The organism is Actinomadura soli (genome assembly GCF_005889715.1).
In the GTDB taxonomy this organism is placed as follows: domain Bacteria; phylum Actinomycetota; class Actinomycetes; order Streptosporangiales; family Streptosporangiaceae; genus Spirillospora; species Spirillospora soli.
In genome coordinates this window covers 16,013-40,592 of record NZ_VCKW01000021.1, presented here as the reverse complement: position 1 = coordinate 40,592, position 24,580 = coordinate 16,013, and the positions used below count along the sequence as shown (strand labels likewise).

Sequence of the window (24,580 nt, the reverse complement as noted above, 5' to 3'; positions counted from 1 at the left end):
CCCGAACGGCGGCTCGGCGATCACGGCTTTGCGGGGTCAGCCGGCGGTCGCCTCCCAGGACTCGTCCATGGCCTTGAGGACGTCGTCCACGGTCCGGGTCTTGTTGTAGAGGCCCGCCATGGTCTTGTACGCGGCCTGCGCGGGCGCGTCCGACGGCCACATCGTGCTGGCGCCCAGGCTGTAGCGGCCCTGCTTGGCGAGCGGCTCCAAAGGCTTCAGGAAGTCGGGCAGCTCGCCGCGCTCCATCTGCGCCGGAGAGAACGCGCCGGTCTTCTCCGCGTAGAGATCGCGTTTCTGCGCGACGAAGTCGAGGAACGTGGTCGCCTCCTCGACATGGTCGCCCTTGGCCGCCACCGAAAGCCCGCTGACCTCCAGCGGGAGGATGCTCTGCTTGCGTCCGGGCACCGGGACCGCCGCCCACTTGCGCGCCGGGTTGCGCCGGGTGACGTAGGACGAGGCGGTCGACGGCCCGATGCCCATCGTGGCCTTGTCGCTCTTGATCTGGAGGTTCTTGCCCTCCTCGGTGGTGCGGCCCGCGCCGCCGGGGTAGTAGCAGTCCGCGTTGATCATGTCGACGATCTGCTGGAACGTCTGCCGCCAGCCGGGCGTGGTCTGGAACTTGACCTGGCCCGCGGCGCGCTTCTCGTCCCACTTCGGGTCGTCGCTGTAGACGTTGGCGGCGGAGAAGGACTGCAGCAGCATCCGGTTGCCCGCCTGGTCGGCGGCGCCCGGGACCAGCGCGTACTTGTCATGCTTGCGGATCTCCCCGCACAGCGTCAGCAGCTCGGCGAACGTGCTCGGCGGCTTGAGCCTCCAGTCCCGCAGCTCGGTGACGGTGTAGTCCATGAAGTGCGTGGACACTCCGACGACCAGGGCGTACACCTTGCCCTCGTAGGTGACGGTGGGGGCCAGCAGCGCCGGGACCTGCTTGGCCCACGGCTTGGCGGTGACGTCCGCCAGCCGGCGGGCCTTGGCGAGCTTGTGGAGCGGCAGCCCGGTCGCGCCGCCGCCCGACCCGGGGGAGATGTTGAGGATGTCGGGCGGGTTGCCGCCCTGCAACTCGGTGGTCGTCGCCGGTCCGATCTTCGGCGCCGGGACGTACTGCACCGTCATCTTGATACGCGGCGCGTTGGCGTCGTTGAACTCCTTGACGATGGGGTCGAGCCCGTCCTTGACGGCCGGGGACGCGTACATCCGCAGCGACACGTTCCCGGACCCGCCGCCCGAGCCGCCGCATCCGGCGGCCATCACCACCGCGGAGGCCCCCGCGACCAGAGCGAGTGTCCGCCTGCTCCGCCGGCCGCGCCGATTGCCTTCCATTGGTCCTCCCATTTGCCGGTTGCCTCTCACGGGTGCGCACACCCTCCGCGGTCAGCGCCACTCGTCGACGGACACGGTCCGGCCGGACAGCGAGCGGTCCAGCTTCGTGCCGTTGGCCATGCCTTCGAGGACGCTCCAGGTGGCGGCGCTGCGGCCGCCGACGACGATGACGTGGACGTCCTCGGGCACGTTGATGCGGACCTCGTCGTCCGGTCCGGCCGCCCGATAGCCCGCCCAGGGCTCCTCGCCCGCCTCGGCCCGGTAGCCGAAGAACAGCTCCTGCAGGCCCTGCGCCCACCACCGGCGCGCGGGCAGCCGCCCGGTGGCGGAGATCCACTCGATGAGATCCTCCTTGCGGGCGAACCCCTGGTGCTCGACGAGGTTCTGCGCGGCGAGCGGGTCGAGCAGCAGCACCGCGCCGCCGGACGCGCGGGTCGCGTTGAAGATCGTCCGGGCGTGGTCGCGCCAGTCGTCGCGGATCCCGCTCGGCGCGGTGATCATCGTCCGGACGCCGCGGAACACGGTGGCGGTGCTGTCGCCGGGGACGAAGCCGTGCTGGACGTGGTACGGCTCCCAGGGGCTGCGCTCCTCGTTCTCGGCGAAGGTGAGGTTGGTGAACGAGAACGGGTTCCCGATCGACCCCATGTAGCTGATCCCGGGCGACGACCCGCCCTGGAGGTTCTGGGAGCCGATGCCGTAGGCGCGCCCGATGGTGGCGTTGGCCCGGCTGTAGGGGCCGAGCGCGCCGATCCCGGAGTTCATCCCGATCTCGTCGCGGATCGGGCCGTTGACGACGACGGCCTCCGACATCGAGGAGATGCTGCTGTGCCGGGCCGAGTAGCCGCTGCCGAGCAGCGCCAGGATCACGGGGAGGTACTCGGGCGCGGCCCCGGCCATGACCGCGTTCACCGCGGCCTGCTCGACCGTGAACTCCCAGTAGTCGCGGGTGGAGGCGGCGCGGAGCCTGCCGACCACCTCGCCGGGCGCGCGGCTGGTCCCCGCGAGCATCGCGGCGACGCGCTCCTCGGTGGGCAGGACGATCGGCAGCTTGTCGGTCCAGCCGTTCTCCAGGAAGAGGGCGTGCAGGTCGTCCTCGGTGGCCGGTTCCAGCAGCCGGGACCTGGTCTGCTCGAACGTCGCCCCGGCCATGTCGGCCTCGTCCAGCGGCCTGGTCAGCCCGTCGAAGAGGTCCCTGGCGAACGGGTTGCCGGAGACGGGGTTGTCACCCTCGACGTATCCGCGCAGCTCGGCGGCCGTGCGGCCGGGGACGGGGGAGGGCACGAACGCGTGCCGCAGGGTGGGGACGCCGGCCAGCCTGCTGGTGGACGCCACCAGCCGGGCGAACGCGTCGGCGTGGACGGAGACGGTGGGGACGCGGTACTCGGACTCGAGCCGCGTGGCGTGGCCGGCGACCGCCGGCGCGCAGCCGCTTCAAAGACCGACGCCGAGGATCGCGGCGTCGCCCTCCTCCGCGATCCGCGCGTACAGCCCGGGTGCCGGGTCGAACGGCGTGGAGAGGTGGACGGTCACGGTCGTGATGTCCGGGCGGTGCTCCTGGAGCGAGGCCCCGAGCTGCTCGATGAGGTCGCCGGAGTTCTCGAAGCCCGCGTCCACGAGGAACACGGTCCTGCCGTCCAGGGTGTCGGGCCGCGGGGCGAGCGACTTGCCGCCGACGGTGGGCGCGTTGCCCTCGGGATGGAGAACCGTGATCTTACCGGCCATGACGACATCTCTCCTGAGCTGCGGTGCAATGCGAGGACGTTCGGATCAAGAACATCTGTTCGGATAGTGATTCTCCGCTCAGGTGTTGAGGTTGTCAACAGGCAGATTGACCTGACTTCGGGGCCCGGCTACCGTTCGGATGAAGCACACATGTTCATCATCCGAACGGAATGGCCACCCTGCGATGATCCGATGACAGCGCCCGACGCGCCCGCCGGGGGGACGGACGCCGGGGCCCGGGGGCCGCACTTCGTCCAGTCCCTGGAGCGCGGCCTCAACGTGATCCGGGCGTTCGACGCGTCCACGCCGGAGCTGACGCTCAGCGAGGTCGCGCACGCCACCGGCCTCACCCGCGCCGCCGCCCGGCGGTTCCTGCTCACCCTCGCCGACCTCGGCTACGTGCGCAGCGACGGCCGCCGGTTCTCGCTGACGCCGCGCGTGCTGCGCCTCGGCTACGCCTACCTGTCGTCGCTGTCGCTCCCCGAGGTCGCCGAGCCGCACCTGGAGGGGCTCGTGGCGCTGGTCCACGAGTCGTCGTCGGTGTCGGTGCTGGACGGCGACGACATCGTCTACGTGGCGCGCATCCCGACCTCGCGCATCATGACGGTCGCGATCAGCGTCGGCACCCGCTTTCCCGCCTACGCCACGTCCATGGGCCGGGTGCTGCTCGCCGCCCTCCCCGAGCCCGAGCTGGACGAGCGCCTCGACCGGGCCGCGCACCGCCCCCTCACCGGCCGGACGGCCACCGACCCGGCCGTCCTGCGGCGCGAGATCAACCGCGTCCGCAAGCAGGGCTGGTCGCTGGTCGACCAGGAGCTGGAGGACGGCCTGCGCTCGATCGCCGCGCCCATCCGCGACGCCACCGGCACGGTGGTGGCCGCCGCGAACGTCTCCGCCGCGTCCAGCCGCACCCCCGCCGCGAGGATGCGCCGCGAGCTGCTGCCGCTGCTGCTGGACGCCACCGCCAGGATCGAGGCCGACCTGCGCGCCGCGCGCTGCTGACCGGGGCCCGCGCCCCGGTCCGGGGAAGGACGAGGACATGCACGTGATCGCCACCGCCGGGCACGTCGACCACGGCAAGTCCACGCTGGTCAGCGCGCTCACCGGGATGGAGCCCGACCGGCTGGCCGAGGAGCGCCGCCGGCGGCTCACCATCGACCTCGGGTTCGCCTGGACGGAGCTGCCCGGCGCGGGCGAGGTCGCGTTCGTCGACGTCCCCGGGCACGAGCGGTTCGTCGCCACCATGCTCGCCGGGGTGGGGCCGGTGCCCGCCGTCCTGTTCGTCGTCGCGGCCGACGAGGGCTGGATGCCGCAGAGCGCCGAGCACCTGGAGGCCCTCGACGCGCTGAACGTGTCCCGCGGCGTGCTCGTCGTCACCCGCTCCGACCTGGCCGATCCGGCGCCCGCGATCGAGGAGGCGCACGAGTGGATGGCCGGCAGCACGCTGCGCGAGCTGCCGGCCGTCGCGGTCAGCGCGGTCACCGGGGACGGGCTGGACGACGTCCGCGCCGCCATCGCCGAGCTGGTCGCGGGCCTGCCCGCGCCCGACACCGCCGCGCCCGTCCGGCTGTGGGCCGACCGGTCGTTCTCCATCCGCGGCGCGGGCACCGTCGTCACCGCCACGCTCGGCGCGGGGACGGTCCAGGCCGGTGATGAGCTGCTCAACACCGAGGGCAGGTCCGTGCGGGTGCGCGGGATCGAGGCGCTGGGCGAGCCGCGCGACCGGGTGACCGCGACCGCGCGGGTCGCGCTCAACCTGCGCGGTGTCGACCGCGCCGACGTCCCGCGCGGGCTGCCGCTGCTCACCCCGGGCGCGTGGCGGATGGCGGACTCCGCCGACGTGGAGCTGCGCCCGACGTCCTCGACCCCGCTGCCGGAACGGCTGATCATGCACATCGGCACCGCCGCCGTCCCGTGCCGGCTGCGCCCGCTCGGAGACGCGCACGGGCGGCTGCGGTTCGACCGGCCGCTGCCGCTGCGGTACGGCGACCGCGCCGTCCTCCGCGACCCCGGACGCCGCCGGATCGCCGCCGGGCTCGTCGTCCTCGACGTCGACCCGCCCCCGCTGACCAGGCGCGGCGCGGCCAGGGCACGGGCCGCCGAGCTGTCGGGGATGCGCACGGCGGGCGACGTCGCGAACGACCACCTCCGCCGCGGCCTGCGGCGCGGCGCCGAGCTGGCCGCTATGGGCCTGCCCGCGCTGGGCGCGCCCCGGCACGGCGACTGGTGGACGGACGACAGCCGCTGGGCCGAGTACGCGGCGGACCTGGCCGACGCCGAACGCCACCACCGCGAAGGCCATCCGCTGGAACCCGGCCTGCCGGTGGCCGCCGCCGCCCGCCGCCTCGGCATCGATCCCGGCCTGGTGCCCGCACTGGCCCGGGAGGCCGGGCTCGCCTGCGAATCGGGCCTGCTCACCCCACCGGGACACGACCCGGGTTTGCCCGGCGCGCTCGACAAGGCCGTCCAGGTGCTGGAGCGCGACCTGGCCGCCGACCCGTTCGGCGCCCCGAACGCCGAGCGGCTGGCCGAGCTGGGTCTCGGCAACGCCGAGCTGGCCGCCGCCGAACGCGTCGGCCGGCTGCTGCGCGTCGCGCCCGGCATCGTCCTGCTCCCGGACGTCGACCGCCGCGCCCTCGACGTGCTGACCGCGCTGCCCCAGCCGTTCACGCTGAGCGACGCCCGGCAGGCCATGAGCACCACCCGCCGGGTGGCCGTCCCGCTGCTGGAGCTGCTGGCCGCGCGGGGCCTGACCCGCCGCACCGAGGACGACAAGCACCAGACCCTCGACCCGGCCGACTGACTTTCTATACTCTGTGGCCTATGTCCACCGGGTCGATCATGCTCACGGTCGACGGCGAGAGCCGGTCGCTGGTCATCGACACGCGCACCACGCTGCTGGACGCGCTGCGCGACCACCTCGGCGTGACGTCCCCCAAGAAGGGCTGCGACCACGGCCAGTGCGGCGCGTGCACCGTCCTGCTGGACGGACGGCGCGTCCTGGCGTGCCTGGCCCTCGCGGTGGCCCACGACGGAGCGGAGATCACCACCGCGGCCGGGCTGTCCCCGGACGGCGAACCGCATCCGCTGGCGCAGGCGTTCATCGACCACGACGGCTTCCAGTGCGGGTACTGCACCCCGGGCCAGATCTGCTCGGCGGCGGGCATGCTCGATGAGGCCGGAAAGGGCGCGCCGAGCCACGTCACCGGCGACCTGGAGGGCCCGACCGTCCTGGACGACGAGGAGATCCGCGAGCGGATGAGCGGCAACCTGTGCCGCTGCGGCGCCTACCCCGGCATCGTCGCGGCGATCCGCGAGGTGTCCGGGTGAATCCCTTCGACTACGAGCGTCCGGCCGACGCGGGCGCGGCCGTGGCCACGGTGGCGTCCCGCGCGGACGCCGCGTTCCTCGGCGGCGGGACGAACCTCGTCGACCTGATGAAGCTCGGCGTCACCGGCCCTTCCCTCCTGGTCGACGTCACCGGGCTGCCCCTCGACCGGATCGAGCCGCTGCCCGGCGGCGGGCTGCGGATCGGCGCCACCGTCCGCAACGCCGACGCCGCCGCCGACCCGGAGGTCCGGCGGCGCTACCCGATGCTCGCGCGGGCGCTGCTGGCGGGCGCGTCCGGGCAGGTGCGCAACATGGCGACCATCGGCGGCAACCTGCTGCAACGCACCCGCTGCGTCTACTTCCAGGACGTGACCCTCGCGTGCAACAAGCGCGAGCCGGGCTCGGGCTGCGCGGCGCTGCACGGTTACAACCGCCATCACGCGATCCTCGGGGCGTCCGAGCGGTGCGTGGCCGTGCACCCGTCCGACATGGCGGTGGCGCTGACCGCGCTCGACGCCGTCGTCCAGGTGCAGGGCCCGGACGGAGAGCGCGCCATTCCGATCGCGGACCTCTACACCGGCGACGACCCGGAGCGCGACACCGCCCTGGCCCACGGCGAGCTGATCACCGCGATCGACCTGCCAGAGCCCGCCGCCGCCCCGTCTGCCTACCGCAAGGTCCGCGACCGCGCGTCGTACGCGTTCGCGCTGGTCTCGGTGGCCGCCGTCCTCGACGTCGACGCCGGCGGCACGGTGCGCGACGCGCGCATCGCGTTCGGCGGCCTCGCGCACCGGCCGTGGCGGGCGTCGCGGGCCGAGGCGGCGCTGCGCGGCGCCCCCGCCACCGGCGCGTCCTTCCGGACGGCCGCCGACGCCGAACTGGCCGCCGCCCGCCCGCTGCCCGGGAACGCGTTCAAGGTCCCGATGGCCCGCAGCACCCTGGCGGCGGTGCTGCGCGGGCTGGCCGCGCGGGAAGCCCGATGACCAGCGCGCCCACGGGAAGCCGGGCCATCGGCGCGCCGGTGCCGCGCCTGGAAGGACGGGCGAAGGTCACCGGCACGGCGCCGTACGCCTACGACCAGCCGGTCGAGGCCCCGCTGTACCTCGCCGCCGTGACCTCCACGAGCGCCCGCGGCCACATCACCGCGATCGACACCGCCGCCGCCGATCGCCTGGACGGGGTCGTCGCCGTCCTCACGCACGAGAACGCCCCACGGCTCGCGTCCGACGAGAACGCGGAGCTGTGGGTGCTGCAATCCGACGAAGTGGCCTTCCGCGGCCAGCTCATCGGCGCGGTCGTCGCATCCCGCCCGGAGATCGCCGCCCAGGCCGCCGGTCTGGTGCGGGTCGAGTACGACGCCCGGCCGCACGACGTCGAGCCGGGCCCCGGCCGTGACGACCTGTACGCGCCGGCCACGGTCAACACCGGCCTGGAGACCGACACCATCGCGGGCGACGTCGACGCGGCGATGGCGGACGCGGCGGTCACGCTCGACCGCACGTACTCCACCCCGCTCCAGTTCCACGTCCCGATGGAGCCGCAGACCGCCGTCGCCCGCTGGGACCGGGACGGCGGCGGCGACCGCCTCACCCTGTACGACTCGACGCAAGGCGTCATCCGGATGCGGCAGATCATGGCGGCCGTCCTCGGCCTGCCGCCGGACCGCGTCGAGGTCATCTCCCCGCATGTCGGGGGCGGTTTCGGCAGCAAGCTGCGGCCGAAGGCGCATCACGTCCTCGTCGCGCTCGCCGCCCGGACGGTCGAGGGCCGTCCGGTGAAGTTCGCGCTGCCCCGCAGGCTGACGTTCGCGGGCTCCGGATACCGGCCCTCGACCGTCCAGCGGATCCGGCTCGGCGCGGACGCGGACGGACGCCTGACCGCCATCGCCCACGACGCGGTAGGCGGGACCTCGAAGCTCGTGGAGTTCGCGGAGCAGACCGCGCTCGCCACCCGCACCATGTACGCCGCGCCCAACCGGCGCACCACGCACCGGCTGGCCGCGCTGGACGTCTCCGTCCCCACGGTGATGCGGGCGCCGGGCGAGGCACCGGGCATGTTCGCGCTGGAGTCGGCGATGGACGAGCTGGCCGTCGCCTGCGGCCTCGACCCCATCGAATTGCGCGTTCGCAACGAGCCCGGCCGCGACCCCGAGACCGGGCTGCCGTACTCCACCCGGAACCTGGTCGCCTGCCTGCGGGAAGGGGCCCGCCGCTTCGGCTGGACGGACCGCGACCCGGCCCCCGCCGCCCGCCTGGACGACGGCTGGCTGACCGGTACCGGCGTGGCCGCCGCCACCTATCCCGCGTATCCGGTCATCGGCCCGTCGAACGCGGCGATCCGGGCCCTCGCCGGAGGCCGCTACCGGGTGGACATCGCCGCCGCCGACATCGGCACCGGCTCCCGGACCGCCCTGACGCAGATCGCCGCCGATGCCCTCGCCGTCCCGCTGGACGCCGTCGACCTGCGGCTCGGCGAAAGCACGCTGCCCGCCGCCGCACCGGCCGCCGGGTCGATGGGGCTGGGCGGCTGGGGCTCGGCCGTCATCGCCGCCGCCCGCGCCTTCCGCGAGAAGTACGGCACGGCCCCGGCGGAGGGTGCCGAGGCCGGGGCGACGGGCGCGGGCGTCCCGGGCGCGGGGAAAGTCGCGCTGCACGCGTTCGGCGCCCAGTTCGCCGAGGTCAGGGTGCACGCCGACACGGGAGAGATCCGCGTGCCCCGGCTGCTCGGCGTCTTCGCCGTCGGCCGGGTCGTCAACCCGCGCACCGCCCGCTCGCAGCTCACCGGCGGGATGGTGATGGGCCTGTCGGCGGCGCTGCACGAGCACGGCGTCATGGACCCGGGCCCCGGGCAGGTCGTCACCCGCGACCTCGCGGACTACCACATCGCCGCGCACGCGGACGTCCAGGACGTCGACGCGGTCTGGATCGACGAGGCCGACCCGCACTACAACGAGCTCGGCGCGAAGGGCGTCGGCGAGATCGGCATCGTCGGCGTCGCCGCGGCCATCGCCAACGCGGCGTTCCACGCCACCGGCGTCCGCGTCCGCGACCTTCCCCTCACCCCCGACGCCTTCCTGCGCTGACGTGCGGGCCTGCGCTGACGTGCGGGACCGCCGGGGCGGACGTGCCGGAAGAGCCTTGTTCCGCAAACTCTATATACTGTAGCCTATGGTGCATTGAGCTTGGCGGGAGGGGGCGCCCGTCCGGAGTTCACGGGGGAGCACGGACCGCGAACTGGGAGGGAGCCGGCAGTGCTGAGCCACGAGAACAACGACCTGATCACCCGCGTGGGCCCGGGAACGCCGATGGGCGCGCTGATGCGGGAGTACTGGGTACCGGCCCTGCTGTCGCGCGAACTGCCCGAGCCGGACGGCGACCCCGTCCGCGTCCTGCTGCTCGGCGAGAAGCTGATCGCCTTCCGCGACACGTCCGGATGCGTCGGGCTCCTGCCCAACAACTGCCCGCACCGAGGAGCCTCGCTGTTCTTCGGCCGCAACGAGGACGACGGCCTCCGCTGCGTCTACCACGGCTGGAAGTTCGACGTCACCGGCGCCTGCGTGGACATGCCGAGCGAGCCCCCCGAAAGCGACTTCAAGCGGAAGGTCAAGCCGCGCGGGTACCCGTGCGCCGAGCGCGGCGGCATCGTGTGGGCCTACCTCGGCCCGCGCGAGGAGCCCCCGCCGCTGCCCGACTTCGAGCAGCTCGACGACGACGTGGCGAACCGGGAGTCGTTCGCCGGCTACCGCGACTGCAACTGGCTGCAGGTGCTGGAAGGCGACCTCGACACCTCGCACGTCGGGTTCCTGCACACCGGGCACGGCTCACCCGACGAGGTCGGCGAAGGAACGTTCCTGCAATTCGCGCTGCAGGACCAGGCGCCCCGCTACAAAGTGCTCGACACCGATTTCGGGACGACGTACGGCGCCTACCGTCCGGCCGGAAACGACGACGATTACTACTGGCGCATCGGCCATTTCCTTTTCCCCTTCTACACGATGACCCCGACCGGGGTTCTCGGGCTGCGGGTCGGCGTCCGTGCGTGGGTCCCGATGGACGACCACCACACGCTCCAGTTCAGCGTCGGCCTCAAGCGCACCTACCTCGCGCCCCCCGGCCAGCGCGTCGGGATCACCGGGAAGCTGCCGCCGCAGAAGCCCAACACGACCGGCTGGCTCGGCCGCTTCCGCCTGGAGCAGGACGCCGGCAACGACTACCTCATCGACCGCGACGCCCAGCGGCGCGGTGACAGCTACACCGGGATCGAGTACATCTCCACCCAGGACGTCGCCGTGACGGAGAGCATGGGCCCGATCTACGACCGGACGCAGGAGCGGCTCGGCAGCTCCGACATGATGATCATCCGGGTCCGGCGGCGGCTGATCGCGGCGGCGAAGGCCCTGGCGGAGCAGGGCGTCACCCCGCCGGGCGTGGACGACCCCGAGGTCTACCAGCAGCGCTCCGGCGGCATCGTCCTGCCGAAGGACGCCGACTGGGTCGAGCGCACCCGGAACCTGCGCCGCGCCAGGGTGGAGCACCCCGAGCTGGACCCGTCCGTCGCGGGCGGCATCTGACCGGCGCCCGGCGAGAGAGAGCGGTCCCGTGATGAACGTGGACGATTATCTGGCGATCCCCTACATCCTGGACGTCGTCGCCATGCGAGGACCGGACGGCGAATGGGTCTGCCGGCTGGAGTACGAGGAGCTTCCCGGCTGCGTGGCCGAGGCCAGGTCGCCGTTCGACGCCCTGGACAGGCTCGAGGAACTCCGCGAGGAGTACATCCGGAAGCTGGTGCGGGAGGGCCGCCCGGTCCCGACCCCCCGGGCGGCCCTCCGGCCGGGTGGCCGCCGGTGACCGCCCGGACCCTGCCGCGCGGCACGGCCCGCGCCGGACGGATCGTCCGGCTGCGGCGCCGGTTCCTGCCCGCGGACACGCTGGTCGTCCTGCTGCTGGTCCTGGTGGTCGGGTTCCTGTTCATCTACCCGTTCCTGATGCTGGTCTTCGGGGCGTTCCGCACCGCCGCGCCGGGCCTGCCGGGCGACTTCTCCGCCGACGGGATCACCGGCGCCTACAAGGACTCGAAGGTCTGGGGGACGCTGAGGAACTCGGCGCTGTACTCCGGCGCCGTCCAGGTGCTGTGCCTGACGATGGGCGCGTTCTTCGCCTGGGTCGTAACCCGCACGACGACGCCGCTGCGGCGGCTCGTCACGCCCATCATGGTGCTGGTCTTCGCCACCCCGACGATCTTCTTCACGATCGGGTGGGGGATGCTGGGCCGCGACCCCGCCGGGCTGATCAACGCGGGCTACCGGCAGGTGCCGCTGCTTCCCGGCGACTCCATCGTCAACGTCGAGTCGTGGTACGGGATCATCGGCGTCACCGCGCTGAAGCTGACCGCGATCGTCTACTTCCTCTTCCTCGGCTCGTTCATGGGCCTCAACCGGAGCCTGGAGGAGGCGTCCAGGGTGGCGGGCGCGGGACGGCTCTCGACCGTCCTGCGCGTGGAGCTGCCCGTGCTGGCCCCGGCGATCACCGGGATCGCGATCCTCGGGTTCACCGCCGGGCTGAGCCTGCTCGACATCCCGCTCCTGCTCGGCCTCCCGGCCGGCATCCACGTGTTCCCGACGGAGATCCTGTCGCACGTCACGGCGGTGACGCCGTCCGACTACGCGGGCGCGAGCGCGCTGTCGATGCTGCTGGTCGCGATCGTCATCGGGCTCGTCCTCGTCCAGCGGAGGCTGCTCGGCCAGCGGTCGTTCGTCACGGTGACCGGCAAGTCGGACGACCGCGCCCGCTGGGACATCGGACGGTGGAAGTACGCGTGCACGGCGGTGATCGTCCTCTATGGCCTGCTCGCGGTGCTGCTGCCGGTCGGGCAGCTCGTCGTCGGCTCGCTCCAGCCGTTCTTCGGCGTCTACGGCAACCTGACGATGGCCAACTACACGGCCGTGCTGGACGACCCGGAGACCATGTCCGCGCTGGTCACGACCTTGATCGTCAGCGGCGTCGCCGGGCTGGCCGGGACGGCGATCGCCGTGGTCGTCACCTATGCCGGCAAGAACAGCAGGTCGCGGTTGCGGAGCGTCCCGGTGATGGGCGTCTGGATCCTGATGGCGCTGCCCGGCATCACCGTCGGCCTCGCCATCCTCTGGGCGTACCTGGCCGTGCCGGGCCTGCGCGAGCTGTACTCCACGATCTGGATCCTGGTGATCGCGCTCGCCGTGCACGCGGTGCCGATCACCAGCCGCGCGACCGAGGGCTCGATCGCGCAGATCGGCACCGAGCTGGAGGAGGCCGCCCGGATCTGCGGGACGTCCGCGACCCGGACGCTCGTCGTCATCACCGGACGGCTGATCCTGCCGAGCTTCCTCGTCGGCTGGTTCGTCGCGGCGGTGCTGTCGGCCGGGAACCTCGACGTGCCGATCCTGCTCGCCTCGCCCGACAACCAGACCCTGCCGGTCAAGGCGTACTCGCTGTACCAGAGCGGCGACGCGGGACAGGCCGGGGCCGCCTTCTGCGTGATGATGGCGAGCTTCATCGTCGTCCTCGCCGTCGGCTGGACCGCGAGCCTGCTCCTGCGCCGCCTCGGACGGGGGCACTCATGAACTCACGCGATCACGCGACGACTGGGGAGGCGACATGGCGGCCATAGGAATCGACGGGCTCGGCAAGCGCTACGGCGCGCTCGCGGCCGTGGACGGCGTCGGCCTGTCGGTGCGGGAGGGCGAGTTCCTCACCCTGCTCGGCCCCAGCGGCTGCGGCAAGACGACCACCCTGCGCTGCCTCGCCGGGCTGGAGAAGCCGGACGCGGGTGAGATCACCATCGGCGGGGACGTGGTGACGTCCGTCCCGGAGCAGATCTTCGTGCCGCCGGAGAGGCGCGACATCGGCATGGTGTTCCAGAGCTACGCGCTCTGGCCGCAGATGAACGTCTTCCAGAACGTCGCCTACCCGCTGCGGCGGCGCCGGGTGAAGCGCCCCGAGGTGCAGCGGCGGGTCGACCAGACGCTGGAGCTGGTCGGGCTGGCCGCGCTGGCGGACCGGCCGGTCACCCGCCTGTCCGGCGGCCAGCAGCAGCGGGTCGCGCTGGCCCGCGCGCTGGTCAGCCGGCCGCGGGTGGTGCTGTACGACGAGCCGCTGTCCAACCTGGACGCCAAGTTGCGCGCCGCGATGCGGGTCGGGATCCGCGACTTCCAGCGCGAGCTGGGCACGACCGCCGTGTACGTGACGCACGACCAGGTCGAGGCGATGTCGCTGTCGGATCGGATCGTCCTGATGAAGGACGGCCGCGTCCAGCAGGTGGGCACGCCGCGCGACATCTACGAGCGTCCGCGCACCTGGTTCGTCGCCGACTTCGTCGGCTACGAGAACTTCTTCGACGCCGACATCGTCGAGCGCGCGGGGGACCGGGCGGTCGCCCGCCTCGACGGCGGCGGGATCGCCCTCCGGTGCTTCGGCGGCCCGGCCGCCGGTCGCGGGCGGGTGCGGCTCTGCGTGCGCAGCACCGCGCTGAGCGTCGTGCCCGCCGACGCCGGGACGGCCGACCGGCCCGGGGACCGGACGAACACGGTCAGCGGGCGGGTCCGGGACTCGATGTACCTCGGCGGGCAGATCGAGCACCACATCGAGGTCGCGGGCACGGTGCTGCGGGTGCGCGGCGCCGATCCCGACCCGTCCGGACGGGCGGTGAGCCCGGGCGACGCGGTGGAGCTGCGGATCCCGGCGGAGAGCATCGTCGTGCTGGACGCCGATGACGAGGCGCCCGAGCCGGCCACCAGGGGGAAACAGGACAATCTCGACAGGGTAGGTTCTCCATGAGAAGTAGACGGCTGCTCAGCGGGCTGATCGTGGCGGCGATGCTCGCCGCCTCCTCCTCCGCGTGCGGCGGCGGCGACGACGCCGCCGAGCTGACCCCGGACGGCGTCGGAGGGACGGCGAACCAGCAGCAGCTGGACGCCCTCTACGAGGCGGCGAAGAAGGCCGGCCACAAGAAGCTCGTCATCTACAGCGAGACCCTCGGCGGCGGCAGCGCCCGTCCCGTCCTCGACCTGTTCGAGAAGCGGTACCCGGAGATCAAGGTGCAGGCCCAGGCCGGCTTCGGCGCGCAGCTCGCGAGCAGGCTCGACCACGAGTTCGCCGCGAACCAGCACGTCGGCGACCTGCTGGAGGTCGCCATCACCGACCTGGAGCGGCACTCAAGCCAGGGCAGGCTCCAGGCGTACACCCCGGCCACGGCGAAGAGCGTCCCGGAGGAGTTCACCTGCGAGACGGGCCAGGCGCTCGGCAGCGAGCTGTCGGTGCTCGGCATCGGCTACAACACGCAGAAGGTGAAGAAGGACGAGGCCCCGAAGAGCTGGAACGAGCTGCTCGACCCGAAGTGGAAGGGGAAGATCGCGCTCAACTCGCCGCTGCAGCCCGGGCACGGGGCGCAGATCGTCCAGTACATGCTGGCCAACGGCTTCACGATGGACTTCGTGAACCGGCTCGCCGCGCAGGAGCCGACGCTGGTGCCCGGCACCCGGGCGCTGGTCGACCGGCTGGCGCAGGGGCAGGCGTCGATCGCGGTCCCGTCCGCGACGGACCAGTTCCTGGCGGCGGAGGCGAAGGGCGCGCCGATCGGGATGGTGCTGCCGACGGGCGGCGGCAACCTCAAGCACCTGAACTGCATGGGGATCATCAAGGGCGCGCCGCACGCGGAGGCGGCGAAGCTGTTCTACTCCTGGTGGTACACGCCCGAGGTGCAGAAGGCCATCGCCAAGCACATGTTCAAGGCGTCGGTGATGCCGGGCGCCGCGCCGCCCAAGGGGATGCCGGCGATGAGCGAGTTCACGTTCTGGCCGGAGATCCCGCCGGCGGAGTACACGAAGGCGCAGGGCGGGCTGATCAGGCAGCTCAACCCGATCTTCAGATAGCGGCTGTCCGGGTCGCCGGTCCGGGGCGGGGTGTCGGGCCGGCGACTCGGGGGTCGAGCGGGCGGTCGGGGGTCGGACGGGAGGACGCCGGGATCACTCCGGGATCACTCCGGTGAGCCGGTGTTCTGCCGCAGCCGGGCCGCGTGCAGGATGTGCTCGGCCATGAAGCGGCGCGCGTCGTAGGGGTCGCCGCGGTCGAGCGCGTCGATGATCCGGTCGTGGTCGTCGGACAGCGACTGGGCGTTCTTGGCGTCCTTCCAGATGGTCATCCGGGGCGGGATGAACGCCCACAGAGAGGCGGCCTGAAGTGCCACCAGCGACGACCCCGCCTCGTAGATGGCGAAGTGCAGCGTCCGGTTCAGCACGGAGAGCCGCGACTCGTCGCCGGCCTCGATCGCGTCCAGCAGTTCGCGGTGGGCGTCGCGAATGCGGTTCATCGCGGCCTCGTCCATCCGCTCGACGGCGAGGGCGGTGGCGAGCCCCTCGACCTCCGAGCGCAGGAGGTAGAGGTCCTCCACCTCCTGCGGCGACATGTCCTTGACGGTGGCGCCGCGGTGGGACTCGTACTCCAGCGCTCCCTCCGCCTCCAGCAGGCGGAACGCCTCGCGCACGGGCGTCGGACTGACCCCGTATCGTTTGGCCACATCGGTCTGACGGAGGCTCGTGCCGGGCTTGATGACCCCGTCGGCGATCTCCCGGCGCAGGCGTTCGAGGACGTACGCGGTCTTGCTCAACGGGGGGCCGTTCTCCACGGACCCCGCCGGTTCGGGCGATCTTGACATCTTGTTTCCTCCGAGAGTCAACACAGCTATCTAGATAATAGTCTATTGAGTGTCCAGGCGAGCTCATTCCCTGGATCACCCGGAGCGCTCTTCCGATTCCATTGTGGTGAACCCTGCCGAGCCCGGCTCGTTGACGCGGGGCCAGATAGATCACATAGAATATAGTCTAGAGACGGCATCGCTCACAGAACGAGGTCCGCGCATGGTCGACTTCTCCGAGCCGGAGATCTTCACGCTGCTGGCTCAGGCCGGGATTCCCGTGGCGGTGTCGCGACTGGCCGCCGACGCCGACGAGGCCGCCCGCGCCGCCGCCGCGCTCGGCACCCCGCCCGGTACCCCGCTCGTGCTCAAGGCGGGCGGTCTGGAGCACAAGACCGACGACGGCGGTGTCGTCCTCGGCCTGAGCGGCCCCGGCGAGGTGCGGGCCGCCGCCGCCGACCTGCTGTCCCGGCTGGGGGCGCGGGCCCGGCCGCTGATCGTCCAGCGGCAGCACGAGGGCCACGAGATGCTGGCCGGGCTGCGCCGCGAGCCCGGCGTCGGCGCCGTGGTGGTCGTCGGGACGGGCGGCATCCACACCGAGGTCGTCGCCGACGCGGTGGACGCGCTCGTCCCGCTCGACCGCGCCGCCGCCGAGGACCTCGTGCGCCGCCACCCCCTCCACCGCCTCCTCGCGGGGCACCGCGGCTCCCCGGCGCTGGACGTCCCCGCGCTGGCCGGCCTCCTCGTCGCGCTGTCCGAGCTGGCCGAACGGCGTCCCGACATCGGCGAACTCGACCTTAACCCGGTGCTGATGGGCCGCCTCGGCGAGGGCGTGATCGCCGTCGACGCCCGCATGGCCACGGTCGACGCGCCGCCCGCCCGCCCGGCGAGGGCCGGGCCCGGCGGACCGGCGCGCCTGGACCCGCTGCTGCGCCCCCGGCACGTCGCGGTCGTCGGCGTCTCCGACGACCCCGCGAAGACCGGCGCGCGGATCTACCGCTACCTGACCGAGAAGGGCTTCACCGGACGGGTCGACGCCGTCCACCCGGCGGGCGGCGAGATCGGCGGACGCCCGCGCTACCGGAGCCTCGCCGAGGTCCCCGGCGCCCCCGACCTGGTCAGCATCGCCGTCCCGGCCAAGGCCGTGCCCGGCGTCGCCCGGGAAGCGGCGGCCCTGGGCGTCGGCGCCGCGATCGTGCACAGCTCGGGCTTCGCCGAGACGGGCGCGGACGGCGAGCGGCTCCAGCGCGAGGTCGCCGCGATCTTCCACGACGCGGGCATCCCGCTGGCGGGCCCGAACTCGATGGGCGTGGTCGTCCCGGAGACGGGGATGGCGGCGTCGCTGTCCGGCGCGCTGGAGGCGGGCGAGCTGGCGGCGGGCGGGGTCGCGCTGATCAGCGGCTCGGGCGCGCTCGGCAGCTGCGTCGCGTCCCGGCTGATGGAGCAGGGCGTCGGGCTGTCGCGCTGGGTGCACCTCGGCAACGAGGCCGACCTGGACGTCGCCGCCTACCTGGAGTGGCTCGCGCACGACCCGAAGACCGAGGTCGTCGGCATGCTGCTGGAGAACGTCACCGACGGCGACCGGCTGATCCGCGCCGGACGGGAGCTGGCCGCCCGCGGCAAGCCGCTGTTCGCCTTCAACATGGTCAGGTCCCAGGGGGCGCGGGCGGCGACCCGCAGCCACACCGGCGCGCTGGTCGGGTCGCACCGGCTGCGCGCCGCCGTCCTGGACGCCGCGTCCGCCACCCGGGTGCCGACCCTCCGGGTGCTGCAGGACGCGCTCATCCTCGCCGCGTCCGGCGGGCTGCCGCGCGGGAACCGGCTGCTGGCCGTCGCGGCGTCCGGCGGCGCCTGCACGATCATCGCGGACGGCGCCGAGGCGGGCGGCATCGCGCTGCCCCCGTTCCCGGACGGCGTCCGGGAACGCGTCGCGGGCGTGCTGCCCGACTTCGTCGCCCCCGTCAACCCGCTCGACATGAGCGCGCAGATCATCGGCCGGCCCGAGGTGCTCGGCGAGGTGCTGGAGCACGCCCTGGACGACTCCCGCTACGACGCCGCGCTGGTGCAGCTCACCACCAACGCCGACCCCGGCGCCGAGCTGACCGCGAAGGTGGTCGTGGCAGTCCGGCAGCGGATCTCGATCCCGCTGTACGTGGCCCGCTTCGGCGCCGAGTCGCTGGCGCCCGCGGGGATGGCGACGTACGCCGCCGCCGGGATCCCGGTGCTGGACGCCCCCGACCGCACGATGGACGCCCTGGTCGCGGTGGTGCGCGCGGCAGGCAAGCTCAGGGAGGGCTCATGGAGTTCACACTGACGCCGGAGCAGCGCGCCCTGCGCGACTCGGCCCGGCGGCTCGCCGAGGACCGGTTCGCCGCGAAGGCGTTCCAGCGCAGCGGGTTCGCCTGGGACAGCGCGCGCGACCTCGCCGCCGCCGGGTTCACCGGGATCATGATCGACGAGAGCGACGGCGGCCAGGGCGGCACGCTGCTCGACGCCGTGCTCGTCATGGAGGCCGTCAGCAAGGTGTGCCCGCACAGCGGGGACGCGGTGCAGGCCACCAACTTCGGCGCCATCCGGCAGGTCGCCATGCTGGGCTCGGCGAAGCTGAAGGCCGAGCTGCTGCCGCGGCTGCTGTCCGGCGAGGCGCTGATCTCGGCCGGGATGAGCGAGCCGGGCGCCGGTTCGGCGCTGACCGAGATGCGCACGACCGCCCGCTATGACGGCGACGAGGTGGTGCTCGACGGCCAGAAATGCTGGACGTCGCACGGCCCCGAGGCCACCCACCTCGTGTTGTGGTGCCGGTTCGGGCCGTCCAGCCGGGACATCGGCGCGGTCGTCGTCCCCGCCGACGCGCCGGGCTTCACGCGCGGGGCGACCGAGCACTACATGTCCGGCGAGCCGCACTGCATGTCGTACCTGGACGGGTGCAGGGTGCCCCGGCACAACGTCCTCGCCGACCGCGACGCGCTGCGCCGCCTGATGACCGTCTTCGGGATCGAGCGGGTCGGGAACGCCGTCCGGGCGCTGGCGCTGGCGCAGTCGGCGTTCGAGCGGGCGGTGGAGCACGCCAAGACCCGTGAGCAGTTCGGACGTCCGCTGTGCGAGTTCCAGGGGCTGCAGTGGAAGTTCGCCGACATGTACGTCCAGCTCGAAGCCGCCCGCCTGCTGGTCTACCGCGCGGCCGCCGGGGCGGCGGCCGGGCCGCCGGACCCGATGGAGGCGACGACGGCGAAGCTCTACGCCAACGAGGCGGCGTTCCGGGTGGCCAACGACGCGCTGCAGACGCTCGGCGCGTCCGGGTACTCGACCGAGCTGCCGCTGGAGTACCTGGTCCGCCGGATCCGCGGCTGGATGATCGCGGGCGGGACGGTGGAGATGCTCCGCAACCGGCTCGCCGAGGGCATCTTCGACCGGCGCTTCAGCCAGCGCGTGCCGTCATGACGGCGCAGGCGGCGGACGCCAAGGGCGCCACCTGGGAGATCGCCCGGTGGACGGCCTCGGTCGCGGACGGGCCGCTGCCGCCGGACGTCGCGCACGCGGCCCGGCGGCTGATGGTCGACTACCTCGCGGCGGCCGTGGTCGGCGCCACCTTCCCGGTCGCCGCGACGGTGCGCCGCCACGTGCTGGACGCCTATCCCGGCGTGCAGGCGACGATCGTGGGCGAGGGGCCCGCGACGGCCGCTGGGGCGGCGCTGGCCAACGGCACGGCCGCGCACGCGCTCGAACTGGACGACGGCTACACGCCGGGCGCGTCCCATCCCAGCTCGTCCACGCTGCCCGCCGTGCTGGCGCTGGCCGAGCAGGAGCGCTCCGAGCCCGCCCGGACGCTCGCTGCGGTCGCCGTGGCCGTCGAGGTGGCGTGCCGGGTCGCGGCCGCCGCGCACCCGGCGACCTGGCGGCGCGGGTTCCACAACACGCCCCTGGCCGGGGTCTTCGGCGCGGCGGCCGGCTGCTCGGTGCTGCTGCGCCTGCCTCCGGCGGACGTCGCGAGTGCCCTCGGGCTGGCCGGTTCGCACGCCGGTGGCCTGTCGGAGTTCCTGCTGCACGGCTCGCCCGTCAAGCGGCTGCACGCGGGGATGGCGGCCCGCGACGGCCTGTTGTGCGCGCTCCTCGCGGCCGAGGGACTCGACGGGCCGCCCACGGTCCTCGAAGGCCCGGAAGGCTATTTCGCCGCCTTCGCCCAGAACGAATGGGACCCGGATGTGCTGCTCGGCGGCCTGGGCGAGCGATGGGCCATGCGGCGGACGTCCGTCAAGCCGTATCCGTGCTGCCGGCACGTCCACGGCGCCGTGGACGCCGTGCTGAAGCTCCGCGCCGAACACGTACTCCCCCCTGACACCGTCACCGCCGTCGAGGTGGAGACGTACTCGGTCGCCGCCCACTACGACGGCACCGACGTGGGGACGCTGCTCGGCGCGCAGATGAGCATGCCGTACGCGGTCGCGGCGGCGCTCTGCGACGGCGAGCTGGGCCTCGCGCAGTTCTCCGCCGAGCGCCGCGCCGCGCCCGACGTGACCCGCCTGATGGCGGCGGTCCAGGTCAGGGCCGACGAGGAGCTCGACGTGCGCTACCCCGCGCAGCGTCCGACCGCCGTACGAATCCGCCGGGACGGGAGCCCTGACCTGCACCTGCGCGTCGACCAGCCCTACGGCGAGCCGTCCAACCCCCTGGACGACGACGCCCTGGACGCGAAGTTCCGCGCCCTGTGCGGGCCCGTGCTGGGACAGGCCAGGTCCGAGGAGGTGCTGCGCGCAGCCTGGGCGTTCACCGACCTCGCCCCCCTGACCCACGGCCTCGGATCCCTCGGAGGACCTGCATGACCGACACCCCGCCCCCCGAAACCCTCCGCATAGGCACGGACATAGGCGGCACCTTCACCGACTTCGTCGTCCTGGACGCGGACACAGGCCAGATCACCCTGGAGAAGCGCCTCACGACACCGGACGATCCGTCCCGCGCCGTGGTGGACGGCATCGACGTGCTCCGCGCCGCGCGTCCCGGCCTGCTGGAGCGGACGGAGATCCTCGCCCACGGCACCACCCTGGTGATCAACGCCCTGATCGAGCGCACCGGTGGCACGACCGCGCTCCTCACGACCGAGGGCTTCGAGGACGTGCTGGAGATCCGCCGCGAGGTCCGCTACGACGCCTACGACCTGGAGCTGGCGTTCCCGCGCCCGCTGGTGCCCCGGCGGCTGCGGCGCGGCGTCCGGGAGCGGCTGCACGCCAGCGGCCGGGAACTCGTCCCGGTCGACACCGGCCAGGTCGGCGCCATCGTGGACGAGTTCGCAGCTGAGAACGTCGAGTCGGTGGCGATCTGCCTGCTGCACTCCTACGCGGACGGCGACCACGAGCGGGAGGTGGCGCGGATTGTCCGGGAACGCCGTCCCGACCTGTGGGTGTCGCTGTCGTCCGAGGTGCTCCCGGAGGTGCGCGAGTACGAGCGGACGAGCACGACGGTCGCGAACGCCTACGTCCAGCCGCTGCTGGCGGGCTACCTGCGACGGCTCCGCTCGGCGCTGGACGAGCGCGGCTTCGCCGGGAACTTCTACGTCATGCAGTCCACCGGCGGCGTCATCCCGCTGGAGGTCGCGAGGACGTTCCCGGTCCGCGTCGTGGAGTCCGGACCGGCCGGGGGAGTGATGGCCGCCGCCAGGATCGGCGCGCGGGCCGGGATCAGCGACCTGCTCGCCTTCGACATGGGCGGCACGACCGCGAAGGTCGCCGCGGTCGTCAACGGCCAAGCAGCGCTGACCCACGACTACGAGGTCGCCCGCACCGCCCATTTCCGTCCAGGCTCCGGCATCCCGGTCTGCACGCCGGTGCTCGACCTGCTGGAGATCGGCACCGGCGGCGGCAGCATCGCGCACATCGACAGCCTCGGCCTCATCAAGGTCGGCCCGCGCTCGGCGGGCTCGGTGCCCGGACCCGCGGCGTACGGGCGCGGCGGCGACCAGCCGACCGTGACGGACGCCGACCTCGTCCTCGGCCACCTCGACCCGGACCACTTCCTCGGCGGCGAGATGCCGCTGCGCGCCGACCTCGCCGCCGCCGCGGTCGCCGCGCTCGGTGAACCGCTCGGGCTCGATGCCGTCGCGACCGCGCACGCGATCCGGGAGGCGGCGCAGGAGTCGATGGTGGCCGCCGCCCGCGTCCATCTCGCGGAGCTAGGCGTGGAGCCGTCCCGGCTGCCGGTCGTCGCCTACGGCGGGGCCGGGCCGGTGCACGTGGTCGGGCTGGCGCGGAAGCTGGGCGCGCCGCGCGTGCTGATCCCGCCCGCCGCCGGGGTGATGTCCGCGCTCGGCCTCATCCTCGCGCCCGCCACCTTCGAGACGTCGCAGACCTACAAGGTGAAGACGGACCGGCTCGACCTCGACCTGATGGACGACCTGTTCCGCCAGATGGAGAAGTCGGCCGCGCAGTTCCTCCCGGGCGGCGACGCCGGACGCGTCACCTGCACCCGCTGGGCAGACATGCGTTACGTGGGCCAGGGGTTCGAGGTCAGCGTCGGGCTGCCGGGCGGCGACGACTGGCGGTCCCTGTCCGCGGACGAGGTGACCGCGCAGTTCAAGTCCGCGTACGAGAGCCGCTACAGCCGCTCGTACGACGACGTGGCCGTCGAGACGATGAACCTGCGCCTGCGCGCCACCCTCGACGGCGACGGCACCGTCCGCCTCCCGACGCCCGCCACCACCGGACGCACGGTGTCGGAAGCGCTGAAAGGCCACCGCGACGTGCACCTCCCCGGCGGGACGGTCCGCTGCCCGGTGTACGACCGGGCGCTGCTGGAGCCCGGGATGACCGTGGCCGGGCCCGCCCTCGTCCAGGAGCGGGAGACGACCACCGTCCTCGACCGGGACGCCACCGCCGCCATCGGCGACCTCGGCATCATCAGCATCGATCTGAAGGGGGCGTGACCGTGCCGGATCCCGTCCGCGTGGAGACCTCGTGGCGGCGGCTGCAGAGCATCACCGACGAGGCCGCGACGGCGCTGGTGCGCGCGTCGTTCTCCAGCGTCATCCGCGACTTCCTCGACTACGCCTGCGTCGTGTTCGACGGCGCGGGGACGATGCTCGTCCATTCGTCGCGGTCGACGCCCGGCCTGCTGGGCGTGCTGCCGTTCGTGGTGCCGAACGCGATGGCCGAGTACCCGATGGAGACGCTGCGGCCCGGCGACGTCCTGATCCTGAACGACCCGTGGACGGGCAGCGGCCACCTGATCGACATCACCGTCCTCGCGCCGGTCTTCCACCGGGACCGGCCGGCCGGGTACGTCGCGTGCTCCGCCCACCACCTCAACGTCGGCGGGCGGCACGCCACGATCGAGAGCCGCGACCTGTACGAGGAGGGCCTGAAGATCCCGCTCACGCTCCTCTACGAGCGGGGCGAGCCGACGATGGTGTTCGACTTCCTCCGCGCCAACGTCCGCGAGCCGGACAAGGTCATCGGGGACCTGCGCGCCCAGGTCTCCGCGAACGCGCTCATGGCGGAGCGGGTCGCCGCGTTCATGGCCGAGAACGACCTGGCGGCGCTGGAGCCGCTGAGCGCCGAGATCACCGGCCGGTCGGAGGCGAGCATGCGCGCCGCCATCACGGCGCTCCCGGACGGCGCGGCGTCCAGCGAGATCTCCCTCGACATCCCCGGCCTGGCCGACCCGGTGCGGGTCGTCCTGCGCCTCACCATCGCGGGGGACGAGCTGACCCTCGACTACTCCGGCACGACCGCCCAGGTGCCGAGGGCCGTGAACGTCACCCTCAACATGACCCGCTCGTACTCCTTCTACATCCTCAAATGCCTGCTGGACCCGCTCGTGCCCAACAACGGCGGCTCGCTGCGCCCGGTCCGGATCGTGGCGCCGGAGGGCAGCGTGCTGAACCCGTACCGGCCGGCCGCGACCTGGGGCCGGACGATGATCGCGCACATGCTGCCCGAGCTGATCATGGAGGCGCTCAGCGGGATCGTCCCGGACCGGATCCTTGCGCCGTCCGGCGCCACCCCGCTCGCCTACTGCAACCTCGTGGGGGAGCGCGCGGACGGCGGCACGTTCTTCACCATCGTCACCATGCACGGCGGCATGGGCGCGCTCGCCACGCAGGACGGCCTGAGCTGCATCTCCTTCCCCGCCAACTGCGCGAACATCCCGGTCGAGATCATCGAGAGCGACGCGCCCCTGCTGATCCGCCGCAAGTCGCTGCTGCCCGGCTCGGGCGGACGCGGCAGATATCGCGGCGGCCTGGGCCAGCGGGTGGAGATCGAGGTCCTCGGCGGCGACCTCGGCCCGCGCGGGACGGTCCTGGCCGGGCTGCGCGGCGGACGGCTCGGCGTCCCGGTGCGGGGCGCGCTCGGCGGCGAGGGAAGCTTCGCGGCCCGGGTCGAGCTGAACGGGACGCAGATCGGCATCGGCAGCCAGGTCACCCTGGGTCCCGGTGACGTCCTGGCCTTCGAGCTGCCCGGAGGCGGCGGCTACGGTGACCCGGAAGAGCGGGACCCGCGCCTCATCGCGGCGGACCTGGCCGACGGCCTCGTCCCAGCGGAGTGAC

The 24,580-nt window shown here is 73.2% G+C and carries 18 protein-coding genes; 15 read left to right on the top strand and 3 right to left on the bottom strand.

The features are described 5' to 3' along the window. Window positions 1-36 precede the first annotated feature (36 nt). Both ETD83_RS06355 and ETD83_RS06350 read right to left on the bottom strand, forming a co-directional pair. The gene (locus tag ETD83_RS06355; protein ID WP_171064049.1) at window positions 37-1,320 is read right to left on the bottom strand and encodes an ABC transporter substrate-binding protein; all 1,284 of its coding nucleotides are present in this window, start codon (window positions 1,318-1,320) and stop codon (window positions 37-39) included. Between the two features lie 51 nt (window positions 1,321-1,371). Continuing rightward, a complete protein-coding gene (locus tag ETD83_RS06350) occupies window positions 1,372-3,042 on the bottom strand; it encodes a UGSC family (seleno)protein (protein ID WP_456236742.1) in 1,671 nt (556 codons plus the stop codon). Between the two features lie 192 nt (window positions 3,043-3,234). On the opposite strand from ETD83_RS06350, the gene ETD83_RS06340 reads away from it, so the two are divergent. From ETD83_RS06340 to ETD83_RS06300, 10 genes are all read left to right on the top strand, one after another. After that, window positions 3,235-4,044, top strand: a complete 810-nt coding sequence (locus tag ETD83_RS06340) for an IclR family transcriptional regulator domain-containing protein (RefSeq protein WP_138644108.1) — start codon at window positions 3,235-3,237, stop codon at window positions 4,042-4,044. Window positions 4,045-4,081: 37 nt separating this feature from the next. Then, the gene (gene selB, locus ETD83_RS06335; RefSeq protein WP_138644107.1) at window positions 4,082-5,845 is read left to right on the top strand and encodes a selenocysteine-specific translation elongation factor; all 1,764 of its coding nucleotides are present in this window, start codon (window positions 4,082-4,084) and stop codon (window positions 5,843-5,845) included. 20 nt (window positions 5,846-5,865) lie between these two features. Continuing rightward, window positions 5,866-6,372 (top strand): 2Fe-2S iron-sulfur cluster-binding protein, encoded by a 507-nt coding sequence (locus tag ETD83_RS06330; protein WP_138644106.1) that lies wholly within the window; start codon window positions 5,866-5,868, stop codon window positions 6,370-6,372. Further along, the gene (locus ETD83_RS06325) at window positions 6,369-7,355 is read left to right on the top strand and encodes an FAD binding domain-containing protein (protein WP_138644105.1); all 987 of its coding nucleotides are present in this window, start codon (window positions 6,369-6,371) and stop codon (window positions 7,353-7,355) included. The genes ETD83_RS06330 and ETD83_RS06325 overlap by 4 nt, the downstream gene beginning before the upstream one ends. Next, window positions 7,352-9,454 (top strand): xanthine dehydrogenase family protein molybdopterin-binding subunit, encoded by a 2,103-nt coding sequence (locus ETD83_RS06320; RefSeq protein ID WP_138644104.1) that lies wholly within the window; start codon window positions 7,352-7,354, stop codon window positions 9,452-9,454. The genes ETD83_RS06325 and ETD83_RS06320 overlap by 4 nt, the downstream gene beginning before the upstream one ends. 168 nt (window positions 9,455-9,622) lie before the next feature. After that, a complete protein-coding gene (locus tag ETD83_RS06315; RefSeq protein WP_138644103.1) occupies window positions 9,623-10,942 on the top strand; it encodes a Rieske 2Fe-2S domain-containing protein in 1,320 nt (439 codons plus the stop codon). A gap of 37 nt (window positions 10,943-10,979) precedes the next feature. Then, the gene (locus tag ETD83_RS42260) at window positions 10,980-11,222 is read left to right on the top strand and encodes a type II toxin-antitoxin system HicB family antitoxin (RefSeq protein ID WP_171064048.1); all 243 of its coding nucleotides are present in this window, start codon (window positions 10,980-10,982) and stop codon (window positions 11,220-11,222) included. After that, the gene (locus ETD83_RS06310; protein WP_171064047.1) at window positions 11,219-12,973 is read left to right on the top strand and encodes an ABC transporter permease; all 1,755 of its coding nucleotides are present in this window, start codon (window positions 11,219-11,221) and stop codon (window positions 12,971-12,973) included. Before ETD83_RS42260 ends, ETD83_RS06310 begins: the two co-directional genes overlap by 4 nt. Window positions 12,974-13,007: 34 nt before the next feature. Continuing rightward, window positions 13,008-14,186 carry an ABC transporter ATP-binding protein gene (locus ETD83_RS06305; protein ID WP_138644101.1) on the top strand — a complete coding sequence of 393 codons (1,179 nt, stop codon included), beginning with the start codon at window positions 13,008-13,010 and terminating at the stop codon, window positions 14,184-14,186. Continuing rightward, entirely contained in the window at window positions 14,183-15,280 is a 1,098-nt protein-coding gene (locus tag ETD83_RS06300) for an ABC transporter substrate-binding protein (RefSeq protein WP_138644100.1), read from the top strand. Before ETD83_RS06305 ends, ETD83_RS06300 begins: the two co-directional genes overlap by 4 nt. A gap of 104 nt (window positions 15,281-15,384) precedes the next feature. On the opposite strand, the gene ETD83_RS06295 is transcribed toward ETD83_RS06300, so the two are convergent. Further along, entirely contained in the window at window positions 15,385-16,062 is a 678-nt protein-coding gene (locus ETD83_RS06295; RefSeq protein WP_138644099.1) for a GntR family transcriptional regulator, read from the bottom strand. A 202-nt stretch (window positions 16,063-16,264) separates the two neighbouring features. On the opposite strand from ETD83_RS06295, the gene ETD83_RS06290 reads away from it, so the two are divergent. Genes ETD83_RS06290 through ETD83_RS06270 form a run of 5 tightly spaced genes read left to right on the top strand, consistent with a single transcriptional unit; the run spans window position 16,265 to window position 24,579 of the window. Next, complete coding sequence (locus tag ETD83_RS06290; protein ID WP_138644098.1) at window positions 16,265-18,355, top strand: acetate--CoA ligase family protein; 2,091 nt, start codon at window positions 16,265-16,267, stop codon at window positions 18,353-18,355. Further along, complete coding sequence (locus tag ETD83_RS06285; RefSeq protein WP_138644097.1) at window positions 18,340-19,482, top strand: acyl-CoA dehydrogenase family protein; 1,143 nt, start codon at window positions 18,340-18,342, stop codon at window positions 19,480-19,482. Before ETD83_RS06290 ends, ETD83_RS06285 begins: the two co-directional genes overlap by 16 nt. Beyond that, window positions 19,479-20,861: an MmgE/PrpD family protein gene (locus ETD83_RS06280; RefSeq protein ID WP_138644096.1), complete on the top strand. Its 1,383-nt coding sequence runs from the start codon at window positions 19,479-19,481 to the stop codon at window positions 20,859-20,861. The genes ETD83_RS06285 and ETD83_RS06280 overlap by 4 nt, the downstream gene beginning before the upstream one ends. Further along, window positions 20,858-22,957 (top strand): hydantoinase/oxoprolinase family protein, encoded by a 2,100-nt coding sequence (locus tag ETD83_RS06275; RefSeq protein ID WP_138644095.1) that lies wholly within the window; start codon window positions 20,858-20,860, stop codon window positions 22,955-22,957. Before ETD83_RS06280 ends, ETD83_RS06275 begins: the two co-directional genes overlap by 4 nt. Continuing rightward, a complete protein-coding gene (locus ETD83_RS06270) occupies window positions 22,954-24,579 on the top strand; it encodes a hydantoinase B/oxoprolinase family protein (protein WP_171064046.1) in 1,626 nt (541 codons plus the stop codon). The genes ETD83_RS06275 and ETD83_RS06270 overlap by 4 nt, the downstream gene beginning before the upstream one ends. Window position 24,580: the final 1 nt, after the last annotated feature.